The 12157-nt window shown below is 70.1% G+C and carries 10 protein-coding genes; 9 read left to right on the forward strand and 1 reads right to left on the reverse strand.

The features are described 5' to 3' along the window. Positions 1-195: 195 nt before the first annotated feature. From rsmI to VEC04_RS01405, 9 genes are all read left to right on the forward strand, one after another. Entirely contained in the window at positions 196-1068 is an 873-nt protein-coding gene (gene rsmI, locus VEC04_RS01365) for a 16S rRNA (cytidine(1402)-2'-O)-methyltransferase (RefSeq protein WP_324773079.1), read from the forward strand. Further along, a complete protein-coding gene (locus tag VEC04_RS01370) occupies positions 1065-1505 on the forward strand; it encodes a YraN family protein (protein WP_414642630.1) in 441 nt (146 codons plus the stop codon). Before rsmI ends, VEC04_RS01370 begins: the two co-directional genes overlap by 4 nt. Continuing rightward, positions 1502-2317, forward strand: a complete 816-nt coding sequence (locus VEC04_RS01375) for a SirB1 family protein (protein ID WP_324773081.1) — start codon at positions 1502-1504, stop codon at positions 2315-2317. The genes VEC04_RS01370 and VEC04_RS01375 overlap by 4 nt, the downstream gene beginning before the upstream one ends. A 61-nt stretch (positions 2318-2378) precedes the next feature. Further along, positions 2379-3323, forward strand: a complete 945-nt coding sequence (gene gshB / locus VEC04_RS01380; RefSeq protein ID WP_324773083.1) for a glutathione synthase — start codon at positions 2379-2381, stop codon at positions 3321-3323. Between the two features lie 60 nt (positions 3324-3383). After that, a complete protein-coding gene (locus VEC04_RS01385) occupies positions 3384-4973 on the forward strand; it encodes a YifB family Mg chelatase-like AAA ATPase (protein ID WP_324773084.1) in 1590 nt (529 codons plus the stop codon). 76 nt (positions 4974-5049) lie between these two features. Continuing rightward, the gene (locus VEC04_RS01390) at positions 5050-5712 is read left to right on the forward strand and encodes an FG-GAP-like repeat-containing protein (RefSeq protein WP_324773086.1); all 663 of its coding nucleotides are present in this window, start codon (positions 5050-5052) and stop codon (positions 5710-5712) included. Next, positions 5713-6294 carry a VCBS repeat-containing protein gene (locus VEC04_RS01395; protein ID WP_324773096.1) on the forward strand — a complete coding sequence of 194 codons (582 nt, stop codon included), beginning with the start codon at positions 5713-5715 and terminating at the stop codon, positions 6292-6294. Between the two features lie 47 nt (positions 6295-6341). Beyond that, complete coding sequence (locus VEC04_RS01400) at positions 6342-7880, forward strand: response regulator (RefSeq protein ID WP_324773088.1); 1539 nt, start codon at positions 6342-6344, stop codon at positions 7878-7880. A 30-nt stretch (positions 7881-7910) separates the two neighbouring features. Next, positions 7911-9656 (forward strand): AmpG family muropeptide MFS transporter, encoded by a 1746-nt coding sequence (locus VEC04_RS01405; RefSeq protein ID WP_324773090.1) that lies wholly within the window; start codon positions 7911-7913, stop codon positions 9654-9656. 4 nt (positions 9657-9660) lie between these two features. Here the strand turns inward: VEC04_RS01405 and VEC04_RS01410 are convergent, their stop codons facing one another. Then, a complete protein-coding gene (locus VEC04_RS01410) occupies positions 9661-11943 on the reverse strand; it encodes an NADP-dependent malic enzyme (RefSeq protein ID WP_324773092.1) in 2283 nt (760 codons plus the stop codon). Between the last annotated feature and the right edge of the window lie 214 nt (positions 11944-12157).

Genomic DNA, 12157 nt, shown 5'->3' on the forward strand with positions numbered 1-12157 from the left:
TCCCGCGCCCTCCCCACCCGACCTGCCGCGCCTCGCGCGGCGGGGCGAGACCGCATGACTTCGTCATCCCCGGACAACGAGCCCGAGAGGACGAGGCCGATCCGCGACGAAGCGGCGAAGAGTCGTGCCCGCTCTCTCCCCCGTACGTTGTCGCCACCCTTGAGCCGGACCGCCCCGGCTGTCACGGTCCCGCCGATGCCTGATCCGTCGTTCTTTCCCCCGTCCGCCCCGCCGCCGCGCCCTGTCGCGCCGGGCCTTTATCTCGTGGCGACGCCGATCGGGAATCTGCGGGACATGACGCTGAGGGCGTTGGACGTGCTGGCCGCAGCCGATCTCGTGCTGGCCGAGGACACGCGGGTGACCGCGAAACTGCTGTCGGCCTATGGGCTCAGGGCCAGGCTGGAGCGGTGCGACGACCACGCCTCTGCGAAGGCGGCGGAACTGGCCGTCGAACGACTGCGCGAGGGTGCGGTGGTGGCTTTGGTCTCCGACGCGGGCACGCCGCTGGTCAGCGATCCGGGCTTCGTGGTGGCGCGGGCGGCGATCGCCGAGGGCCTGCCGGTGCATCCGGTCCCGGGCCCGTCCAGCCTGCTGGCGGCGCTGTGCATCGCCGGCCAGCCGGCCGACCGGGTGCTGTTCGCCGGCTTCCTGCCGCCGAAATCAGGCGCCCGGCGCACGGCGCTCGAGGAGTTGCGCCCCGGCCGTCAGACGCTGGTTTTCTTCGAGAGCGGCCCGCGCCTCGCCGACAGCCTCGCCGACATGGCCGCCGTGCTCGGACCTCGCCCCGCCGCCGTCGCCCGCGAGCTGACCAAGCTGTACGAGGAATGCGTCCGCGGCTCGCTGGCCGAACTCGCCGCCGATCCGCGCTGCCAGGCGCCGAAGGGCGAGATCGTCATCGTCGTCGGGCCGGGCGAGATCGAGATCGCCTCGGAGGCCGACGCCGACGCCGCCCTGTCGGAGGCCCTGACCCGTCTGCCGCCGGGCGAGGCGGCGGCGGAGGTGTCGAAGGCGCTGAACCTGCCCCGCAAGCCCCTCTACCGACGGGCGCTGGAGTTGCAGGGCCGGTGAGCGGCGCCCGGCCCCCGGTCCGCCTCAAGGCGCCGAGGGTCATGCCGGCGAAGCGCGGCTGGCGGGTGACGCTCGGGGCGCTGGCGCATCGTGAGGGCCACCGGTCGGAATGGCTGGCGGCGCTGCTGCTGATGAGCCGCGGCTATCAGCTGCTCGGATTCCGGCTGAAGACCCGGGCCGGCGAGATCGACATCCTCGCCCGGCGCGGCCGGACCCTGGCGGTGGTCGAGGTCAAGCGGCGCGCCACCCTGGATCTCGCCCTCGCGGCATTGTCCGGAAAACAGTATGATCGGCTGTTGGCCGCGGGCCGCGCGGTGTTGCGTCAAAGACCCAGCTTGGCCGGACATCTGCTCAGAATCGATATGGTGGCGCTGGCTCCGGGCCGGCTTCCGCGCCATCGTCGGGGCGTGGAGCCGTTCGGGAGGGGGCGGGCGTGACGCGCGAGGAAGCCGAGTCCGTTCTGACGGAGGCCGGGCAGGCCGATGACGGGGCCTTCCCGCTGCTGGAAGCGGCCATCGCCTGCGCCATCCATGACTATCCTTTCCGCGATCCCGAACCCGTGCGCACCCTGGCGCACAACGCGGCCGAACGGCTGGCCGAACGGATCGGCAGCGAAGGACCGGATGACGCCTTGGCCGAGACCATGGCCTCGGATATGCGGCTCAACGGCGACCTGCTGAACTACGACCACCCGGGCAATACCGACGTCATCGACGTGGCCGAGCGGCGCCGCGGCCTGTCGGCGACCCTGGCCATCTTCTACATCGACGCGGCGCGGCGCAGCGGTGTGCGGGCGCAGGGCGTCGACTTCCCCGGCCACTTCCTGCTCCGCGTCGAAACCCCCGAGGGACCGGTGGCGCTGGATCCGTTCAGTCAGGGCCGGCTGGTGCTGCCGTCCGAGCTGACCCGGCGGGCGTTGCGGGCCGGTCTGACTCCGCACGTTGCCGACCGGCTGGACGTGCTGATGGCGCCGGTCAGCGACCGCCAGGCCCTGCTGCGCCTGCAGAACGTGCTGTTCAGCCGCGCCCTGCGCGCCCAGGACTTCGAGGGCGCCGAACGCTCGGCCCTGCGCCGCGCCCTGCTCGATCCGGAAGATCATCGTCCGTGGCTGGACGTCGCCTCGGCGCGGGAGAAGCAGGGGGCGCTGGCGGGGGCGCTGGAGGCCCTTTCGCGGGCCCGCTCGCTCGACGACCCGACCGAGGCGCATCGCCGGATGTCGGTCGACCGGGTCAGGCTCCAGCTGAACTGACCTTGCGCCGCCCCTCCCGGCTGCCCATTAGCCAAGCTCCACCCGCTCGGAAGGACAGGGCATGCTGAGAGTCGCGATCCAGATGGACCCCATCGAGGCGGTCAACATCGAGTCCGACACCACCTTTCTGCAGGCCATGGAGGCCCAGAACCGGGGCTACCCCGTCTGGGTCTATGACTTCCGGACTCTGGCGCTGGAGGATGGGCGGCTGTTCTGCCGGGCCCGTCCGGTGACGCTGCGCCAGACCGCCGGCGACCACTACACCGCCGGCGACTGGGTCAAGCTGGACCTCGGCGAGGACGTCGACGTCATCCTGATGCGTCAGGACCCGCCGTTCGACATGGCCTATGTCACCGCCACCTACCTGCTCGAAACCGTGCACCCCGGGACGCTGGTGGTGAACGATCCCGCCGAAGTGCGCTCGGCCCCCGAGAAGCTGCTGGCCACCCGATTTCCGGGTCTACAGCCGCCGACCCTGATCAGTTCGGACCCGGTGGCGCTGGATGAGTTTCACGCTCGCCACGGCGACGTGGTGCTCAAGCCCCTACACGGAGCGGCGGGTTCAGGCGTGGTGCGGCTGAAGGCGGACGATCCCAATCTGGGCGCCCTGGTCGAGATCCACGCCATGGGGTCGCGCGATCCGCTGGTCATCCAGAAATTCGTTCCGGCCGTCTCGAGGGGCGACAAGCGCATCATCCTGATCGACGGCGAACCGGTCGGCGCCATCAATCGCATTCCGGCCGCCGGCGCCGTTCGGTCCAACCTGCGGGTCGGGGGCGTGGCCGCGCCGGTCGAGCTGACCACTCGCGACCTCGAGATCTGCGCCGCTATCGGGCCTACGCTGCGGGAGCGGGGCCTGATCTTCGTCGGCATCGACGTGATCGGCGACTGGCTGACCGAGATCAACGTCACCTCGCCGACCGGGGCGCAGCAGCTGAAGCGGTTCACCGGCGTCGATGCGGCGGCGCTGATGTGGGATGTGATCGAAAAGAAGCGAGGCGGATAACGCTGCTCTTGTAAAGGTTGTCTGTTCGTGGTTCGTTCTCTTCCGGGCAGGAGGACGGCCATGCTGGCCAACGTCGTCACGGTGGCTTTTGAGGGTGTGGATGCCCGCCGCGTCGACGTGCAGGTGTCGCAGCTTTCGGCGCAGGAGGGGTCCTTCACCCTCGTCGGTCTCGCCGACAAGGCCGTGGCCGAAAGTCGGGAGCGGGTCCGGGGCGCGTTCGGCGGCATCGGCCTCGCCCTGCCGTCGCGGCGGGTTATCGTCAATCTGGCCCCCGCCGACCTGCCCAAGGAGGGCAGCCATTTCGACCTGCCGATCGCCCTGGCCCTGCTGGCCTCCATGGGTGTCATCCCGCCGGACGCCCTGGAGGGTTGGGCGGCCGTCGGAGAGCTCGGCCTCGACGGGCAGATCGCGCCTGTGGGCGGGACCCTGCCCGCGGCGGTGGCCGCCGACTCGATGGGGCTGGGCCTGATCTGTCCCGAGGCCAACGGGCCGGAGGCGGCCTGGGCCGGCGATGTGGCTGTGCTGGCGCCGCGCTCGCTGATCGGTCTGGTCAACCACTTCAAGGGCGTGCAGGTGCTGCGCCGGCCCGAGCCCGGGGCGATGCGCTCCGGCGAGCGCGTCCCGGATCTGCGCGAGGTCAAGGGCCAGGAGAGCGCCAAGCGGGCGCTGGAGATCGCCGCGGCGGGCGGCCACAACCTGCTCTTCGTCGGCCCGCCGGGCTCGGGCAAGTCGATGATGGCGGCGCGGTTGCCGGGCCTGCTGCCGCCGCTGACGCCGAAGGAACTGCTGGAGACCTCCATGGTCTGGTCGGTGGCCGGGCTGATCGAGCGCGGAGCCCTGACCCGCGACCGGCCGTTCCGCAGTCCGCACCACTCGGCCTCGATGGCGGCGCTGACCGGCGGCGGGCTGCGCGCCAGACCTGGCGAGGCCTCGCTGGCGCACAACGGCGTGCTCTTCCTGGATGAACTGCCCGAGTACTCGGCCCAGGCCCTCGACTCCCTGCGTCAGCCGCTCGAGACGGGGGAGATCGTGGTGGCCCGGGCCAACGCCCACGTTCGCTATCCCGCCCGCTTCCAGCTGGTGGCGGCGATGAACCCATGCCGCTGCGGCCTGGGCGGCGGTGGCAAGGGGGCCTGCGGCAAGGCCCCGCGTTGCCAGCGCGACTATCAGAACCGCATCTCCGGCCCGATGTTCGACCGCATCGACCTGACCGTCGAGACTCCCCCGGTCACCGCAGCGGACATGGCCCTGCCGCCGCCCGCCGAGGGCACGGCCGAAGCCGCCGCCCGCGTCCTCGCCGCCCGCGCCATGCAGGAGGACCGGCTGCGCGCCGCCGGCATCGACCCGGAAACCGCCCACGACCAGGCGACCAACGCCCGCGCCTCGGGCGAGACGCTCGACCGCTTCGCCATGCCCGACGAAGCCGGCCGGGCTCTGCTGATGCGAGCCGGCGAGGCGGGCGGCCTGACCGCAAGGGGCTGGACACGAACGCTGCGGCTGGCCCGCACCATCGCCGATCTCGACGGCTGCGACGGGGTGCTGCGGCGGCACATCGCCGAGGCTCTGGTGCACCGCCGCTCCACCATCGGCGCCCACGCCGACTTCGAGCGTCAGGCGGCCCGGAGCGAGCCGTCGATGCCGGCGTGGTGACCCGCGACCGCCTTACGGATTTGTCACGCCTCATCCCCGGGGCAGGGCGTTAGCGTCGCGACGGGAGGACCTCGCCATGACATCACGAATCGCCTCGCTGACCCTCGCCGCCGCCACCGGCCTCGCCGCCCTGCCGACGCACGCCGATCCCGCCTTCCGCTTCGAGGACGTGACCGCCACCCACCTGCCGGAGACGGTCCTGCGCAATAGCATGGACGTGGGGGTCGCGGATCTCGACGGGGATGGCGATCTCGACGTCATCATCCCTCAGGAGTTCCGCCTCAACAAGCTGCTGCTGAACGGAGGGGACGGGCGGTTCGTCGACGCCTCGGCTAGGGTGCCGGCGCTGACGGCGGAAGAGCTGGCGGGCGGACCGCCGCAGCTGCAGTTTCCCGGCGCCGGCCACGACAGCGAGGATGTGTCGATCGGCGACTTCGACGGCGACGGCGTGCTGGACGCGGTCATGGTCGCTGAGGACGACGTGAAGTTCGGGCGCACCCAGGTTCACGAATATCTCCGCGGTCTCGGCGACGGCCGGTTCGAGCGCGTGCGCCCCGGTCTCCCCGACATGGAGGCGGACGCCGTCGCTCATGCCGACCTCGACGGCGACGGAGACCTCGACCTGTTGGTCGCCGGGGCCGGGCAGGACCGGCTGCTGGTCAACGACGGCCGGGGCGCATTCACGGACGACACCGCCGCGCGCCTGCCGCCCGAGGACGGGGTGACCCAGGACGTCTAGATTGCCGATCTCGACAGGGACCGGGACCTCGATGTCGTGCTGGGACAGGAAGGCGGCCACGCCCTGTGGCTGAATGACGGAAGCGGCCGCTTCACCGACGCCTCCGACCGCCTGCCGGACCCCGGCAGTGTCGAGGCGCGCAAGGTGACGCCGGGCGACGTCGCAGGAGACGGCGATCTCGACCTCTATTTCAGCCACGTCGGCTGGCAGGGGCGGGCGCCTCAGGACCATCTGCTGATCAACGACGGCTCCGGCCGTTTCACGAACGAGACCGCCCGGCGCATTCCCGCCGAGACCGCCACGACCCTGACCGCCCGCTTCGCCGATCTGGACGGCGACGGGGATCTCGATCTGGTGCGTGGCGAGGATGGACCTCTGACGGTCTGGACCTACGACGGAGCCGGCGTGTTCACCGACGTGTCCGCCGCCGTGCTGGCCAACGGGGTCCAAGGGACGAACATCGCCATCGCCCTGGCGGACTTCGACGGCGACGGCCGCATCGACATCTATGTCGGTCAGCTGAAGGCCGGACGACCGGACGAAACCCTCCGCGATAGACTTTTGCTTAACCGACCTGATTGAACCGCCCTTAGGGATTGATCCCCAATGTGTCCCCCCGGGGAGGCGACATGGCGCGACGGCGAGTGGATACCCAGGCGAAGATCGGGCAGCCGCCGCCGGAAGCGGCCGAGCAGCAGTTTCTGCGGCTGATGAGCCACGAGATGCGGACGCCGCTCAACGGCGTCATCGGCATGCTCGGCCTGTTGCAGCGAACCCGGCTGGACGGCGCCCAGCGCGCCTACGCCGAGGCCGCGCGGTCCTCCGCCGAGCACCTGCTGGGTCTGGTCAACGACCTGCTCGACTACGCCCGGCTGGAAGCCGACCGGCTGGAATTCGACGCCGCCTCGGTCGACATCGAGACGCTGGTGCGCGGCGTGGCCGAGCTGCTCAGCCCCAAGGCGCACGACAAGGGGCTGGAGATCGCCTGGTCGGTGGCGCCTGACGCCGTCGACGTCATGGCCGACGAGGGGCGGCTGCGGCAGGTGCTGTTCAACCTCGCCGGCAATGCAGTGAAATTCACCGAGAACGGAGGCGTTCGCATCACCGTCGAGCGCTCGGGCGGATCGCAGAAGCGGCCGAAGCTGGCCTTCATCGTCGACGACACCGGCCCGGGCGTGCCGGTCGAGGCGCGCGGCCGCATCTTCGAGGAATTCGGCCACGTCGACGCTTCCGACGCCAGCCGCTTCGGCGGCGCCGGGCTCGGTCTGGCGGTGGTCCGCAAGCTGGCCCACGCCATGGGCGGAACCGTCAGCGTCGCCGACCGGCCGGACGGCCCCGGCGCCCGCTTCCGCTTCGAGGCCGTGTTCCCGGCGGTCAAGGGCGCGCCGGAGCGGGCCCTGTCGCTGGCCGGCCAGACGGTCGCCGTGGTCAGCCCCGACCCCTTCATCCGCGCCGCCGCCATCGCCCAGATCGAGGCGTCGGGCGGCACGGTCGCCGTCAAGGCGCCGGTGGTGCTGATCGACCATGCGTCGCGGGCGGCCGGACTGAGCCTCGTGCCCCGCCCTCTCGACGCCCGCGCCATCGTGCTCCTGAAGCCGTCCGAGCGGGACCTGATCGCGCGCTACCGCTCGGCGGGCTTCCAGGGCTATCTGATCAAGCCGCTACGGCGCGGCTCGCTGGCCGAGCGGGTGCTGGCCGCTTCGGGCGCGCAGCAGACCATGCAGCCGGGACCGCCGCCGCCGCCGCCCGAGGACGACCGCGTCGCCCTGACCCGGTTCTCGGGCATCCGGGTGCTGCTGGTCGAGGACAATCCGGTCGGCGCCTTGCTGGCCGCGACCCTGCTGCGCCGCGAGGGCTGCGCGGTCGAGACCGCCGCCAGCGGCCACGAGGCGCTCGATGCGCTGAAACGGGCCCGCTACGATCTCGTCTTCATGGACATGCGCATGCCCGGCATGGACGGCCCCAGCGCCGCCCGCGCCATACGCGCCCGCGGCGACGAGACCCCGATCGTGGCGCTGACCGCCAACGCCTTCGCCGAGGATCGCCGCGCCTGCCTCGAAGCGGGCATGGACGACCATCTGGTCAAGCCGCTCGAGCTGGAAGCCCTCCGCGCCGCACTGGCCCGCTGGACGAAAAGCGCGGACCGCGCCAAGGTCGCCGTCGCATAGGGCGCGCGGGGGCGCCGAACGAGGGCGTCAATGACCGACAGCACCACGACCGACAAACCCGTGCGCGGCCTTGGCGGTCTCGCGGTCTATGGCGAGCGGCGCGTGTTCGTCATGCTGCTGCTGGGCTTCGCCTCCGGCCTGCCGAACCTGCTGATCTTCGACACCCTTTCGGCCTGGCTGAGGGACGCCAGCGTTTCGCTGGAGGTGATCGCATTCTTCGGCCTTGCGACCCTGACCTACGCCCTGAAGTTCGTCTGGGCCCCCCTGCTGGACCGGACCAATATTCCGGTCCTGACCAAATGGCTCGGGCACCGCCGCTCGTGGATGCTGGCGACGCAGGGGATGCTGATCCTCGGGCTGTGGCTGATCTCAGGATCCAATCCGCAGTCGGCGCTCGGCATGGTCGCCGTATTCGCCGTTATTGTCGGGTTCTTCGGCGCGACCCAAGACATCGCGATCGACGCTTGGCGGATCGAGGCGGCCGACGATAGCCGGCAGGGCGCGATGGCCGCGGCCTATCAGCTGGGCTGGCGGGTCGCGCAGATCGTGGCCGGTGCCGTGCCGTTGATCCTCGCCCAACTTTACAACTGGAACTTCTCCTACGCCGTAATGGCCGCCCTGATGGGCTTCGGCGTGCTCGGCGTCCTACTGGCCCCTCGCGAGCAGAAGCACATCGTCCGGCCTATCCCGGTCGGGGACATTCCCTCGCGCCCGACCCTAGAGATCGTGGAGTGGATCGTCCGCCTTGGGTTGATTGTTATCGCCGCCTTGATCATCGGCACCGGATTGACCGACAAGCCGGATGCCCTGCTGTGGGCGTTCGGCGGCGTGCTGGATGAGCCGACCCGGGCCGCGATCACGGCTGGTCTGGAGAATAGCGAAGCCTCGGGCGTCCTGCTTCAATTCGCCTACGTGATCGGCGGTTTCGCGCTGCTGGCCGCGGCCTGCTGGCCCCTGCCGGGGCTGCGGACCCGGCCCGGAGCCTATCTCGCCGGCTCGTTCGGTGAACCGCTGATGGATTTCCTGATCCGCTTCGGGAAGCTGGCGGTGCCGATCCTGGCGCTGATCTGCCTCTACCGGTTGGCCGATTTCGTCCTCAACATCATGAACCCGTTCTATCAGGACCTCGGCTTCTCCAAGATCGAGATCGCTGAGGTGCGTAAGGTGTTCGGGGTGGTGGCGACATCCGTCGGCGTCTTCCTCGGCGGCTGGATGGTCGTGCGGCTGGGGTTGATCCGAACCATGGTGGTCGGGGCCTTCATGAGCCCGGTGTCGAACCTGATCTTCGCTTGGCTGGCCACGCAGGGCCATGACCTCGGCGCGCTGTTCGTCGCCATCGGGGTGGACAATGTGGCGACCGGAATCGCGGGCACGGCGCTCATCGCCTACATGTCGAGCCTGACCTCCATCGGTTTCACCGCGACGCAGTACGCTCTGTTCAGTTCGCTCTACGCCTTGCCCGGAAAGATCATCGCCACCCAGTCCGGCAAGATCATCGAAGGTTCGGCGCGCTGGGCCGATGCGGGTGGACTTCCTGCCGCCTTCAAGGGGCTGTTCAACCGCCTGCCCGAGGGCTCGCTCGTCGAGGCAGGGGCCAAAAGCGGGGTGACCCCCGCGGGGCTCGGCGCGGGGTACTTCACCTTCTTCCTCTATTCGACCGTCATCGGGATATTCGCGATCCTGCTCGCCTTCTACGTTGCCAAAAGGCAGCCGGCGGTGGTGGCGGCGCAGAAGGCGCGGGAGGCGGAGGCTGCCACGGAGGCCCAGCCCTCCTGACGGTTCAGCCTTCCTCGCCCATCGCCCCTTCCTCGTAGGCGGCGAAGGTGGCGGCGGTGATGATCTCGCTGACCGAGGCGCCGAGCGAGACGATCTGGACCGAGCGTTCGAGGCCGACCAGCAGCGGCCCGATGACGGTCGCGCCGCCGAGCGCCTGGACCAGCCGGGTCGAGATGGCGGCCGAGTGGATGCCGGGCATGACGAGAACGTTGGCGTCCTTGGAGAGCCGCATGAACGGGTAGGCGGTGCGGGCCTCGGGATCGAGGGCCAGTTCGGCGGGCATCTCGCCCTCGTATTCGAAGTCGACGCCGCGCTGGTCGAGCAGGCGGATGGCCTCGCGGATCATCTCGCCGCGATCCCCGGGCGGATTGCCGAAGGTCGAATAGCTGAGGAAGGCGACGCGCGGGTTGCGGCCCAGCCGGCGCACGGTGGCGGCGGCCTGGACGGCGATGTCGGCGAGATCCTCGGCGCCCGGCAGCTCGTGGATCGAGGTGTCGGCGACGAAGAGGGTGCGCCCTTTCGCCAGAAGGATGGACAGGCCGATCATCCGTTCGCGGACGTCGAGGACGCGGCGGACCTCCTTGAGCACCATGTTGAAGTTGCGGGTCACGCCGGTGACCATGCAGTCGGCCTGGCCGCGGGCGCACATGGCGGCGCCGAAATAGTTGCGGTCCTGGTTGATCATCCGCTGCACGTCGCGGCGAAGATAGCCGCGACGCTGGAGGCGGGCGTAGAGCCAGTCGGTGTATTCGACGTTGTGTTCGGAGACGCGGGCGTTGACGATCTCGATGCCCATCTCGTCGAAATTCAGCCCGGCCTCGGCGGCGTTCTTGCGGATCAGCTCCTCGCGGCCCAGCAGGATCGGCGTGCCGAGCTCGGCCTGTTTGAAGCCCCAGGCGGCGCGGATGACGGCGGTCTCCTCGCCCTCGGCGAAGACGACCCGCTTGTTCGGCGCGGCGCGCACGGCGCCCGAGATGTTCTGCACCAGGGCCGCCGACGGATCGAGCCGCGAGCGCAGCTGGGTCCGGTAGGCGTCCATGTCCTCGATCGGCTTGCGGGCCACGCCGGTGTCCATGGCGGCCTGGGCCACGAACGGCGGGATGTACCAGATCAGGCGAGGGTCGAACGGCGTCGGGATGATGTAGTCGCGGCCGAACTTCAGCTTGCGGCCGCGGTAGGTGGCGGCGACCTCGTCCGGCACGTCCTCGCGGGCGAGGGCGGCGAGGGCCTGGGCGCAGGCCACCTTCATCTCGTGATTGACGCGGCGGGCGCGGACGTCGAGCGCGCCGCGGAAGATGTAGGGGAAGCCGAGGACGTTGTTGACCTGGTTCGGATAGTCCGACCGGCCGGTGGCGATGATGGCGTCCGAGCGCACCGACTGCACGTCCTCCGGCGTGATCTCGGGGTCCGGGTTGGCCATGGCGAAGATGATCGGATTGGGCGCCATTGAGGCGACCATTTCCTTGGTGATCGCGCCCTTGGCGGACAGGCCGATGACCACGTCGGCGCCGACCATGGCCTGCTCGAGCGTGCGCAGGGGGGTGTCGGTGGCGTGGGCCGCCTTCCACTGGTCGACGTTTGGGCGGCCCTTGTAGACGACGCCCTCGCGGTCGATGATTACCGTGTTCTCGGCCCGCACGCCCGCGGCCTTCATCAGACCGATCGAGGACAGGCCGGCGGCGCCGGCGCCGGTGAGGACGACCCTGAGGTCCTCCAGCCTCTTGCCGGCGATATGGGCGGCGTTGATCAGGCCGGCGGTCGAGATGATGGCGGTGCCGTGCTGGTCGTCGTGGAAGACCGGGATGTCGAGCAGGTCCTGCAGCTGGGCCTCGATCTCGAAGCATTCGGGGGACTTGATGTCCTCCAGATTGATGCCGCCCCAGGTGTCGCCGATGTTCTTGACCACGGTGACGAACTCGTCCGGGTCGGTGGTCTTCACCTCGACGTCGAAGCTGTCGACGTCGGCGAAGCGTTTGAACAGGACGGCCTTGCCCTCCATCACCGGCTTGGACGCCATATGGCCGAGGTTGCCGAGGCCGAGGATGGCCGTGCCGTTGGAGATGACGGCGACCAGATTGCCCTTGGAAGTGTAGTCGTAGGCCTTGTCGACGTCGTCGGCGATGGCCAGCACCGGCACGGCCACGCCCGGCGAATAGGCCAGCGACAGGTCCCGCTGGGTCGCCATCGGCTTGATCGGGGCCATGGAGATCTTGCCCGGCTGGGGACTGCGGTGGAACTCCAGCGCGTCCTCGTCGGAGAAGGTCTGCTTGTCGGTGTGGTCGGGCATGTCGGCGAAGGCTTCCGCAGGGTCGGGTCGGGAGGATTGTTCCTAGGCCGGGGGAGGCGAGGGGACAACCGGCGGGGAGAGAGCGGGCACGACTCTTCGCCGCTTCGTCGCGGATCGGCCTCGTCCTCTCGGGCTCGTTGTCCGGGGATGACGAAGTCATGCGGTCTCGCCCCGCCGCGCGAGGCGCGGCAGGTCGGGTGGGGAGGGCGCGGGA

Source organism: Brevundimonas sp. (assembly GCF_035626535.1).
Classification (GTDB): Bacteria; Pseudomonadota; Alphaproteobacteria; order Caulobacterales; family Caulobacteraceae; genus Brevundimonas.

Excerpts from the sequence above, each read along its gene's own strand:
- rsmI (WP_324773079.1), top strand. The coding sequence starts at position 196 with ATGCCTGATCCGTCGTTCTTTCCCCCGTCCGCCCCGCCGCCGCGCCCT.
- gshB (WP_324773083.1), top strand. The coding sequence starts at position 2,379 with ATGCTGAGAGTCGCGATCCAGATGGACCCCATCGAGGCGGTCAACATC.
- VEC04_RS01385 (WP_324773084.1), top strand. The coding sequence starts at position 3,384 with ATGCTGGCCAACGTCGTCACGGTGGCTTTTGAGGGTGTGGATGCCCGC.
- VEC04_RS01390 (WP_324773086.1), top strand. The coding sequence starts at position 5,050 with ATGACATCACGAATCGCCTCGCTGACCCTCGCCGCCGCCACCGGCCTC.
- VEC04_RS01400 (WP_324773088.1), top strand. The coding sequence starts at position 6,342 with ATGGCGCGACGGCGAGTGGATACCCAGGCGAAGATCGGGCAGCCGCCG.
- VEC04_RS01405 (WP_324773090.1), top strand. The coding sequence starts at position 7,911 with ATGACCGACAGCACCACGACCGACAAACCCGTGCGCGGCCTTGGCGGT.
- VEC04_RS01410 (WP_324773092.1), bottom strand. The coding sequence starts at position 11,943 with ATGCCCGACCACACCGACAAGCAGACCTTCTCCGACGAGGACGCGCTG.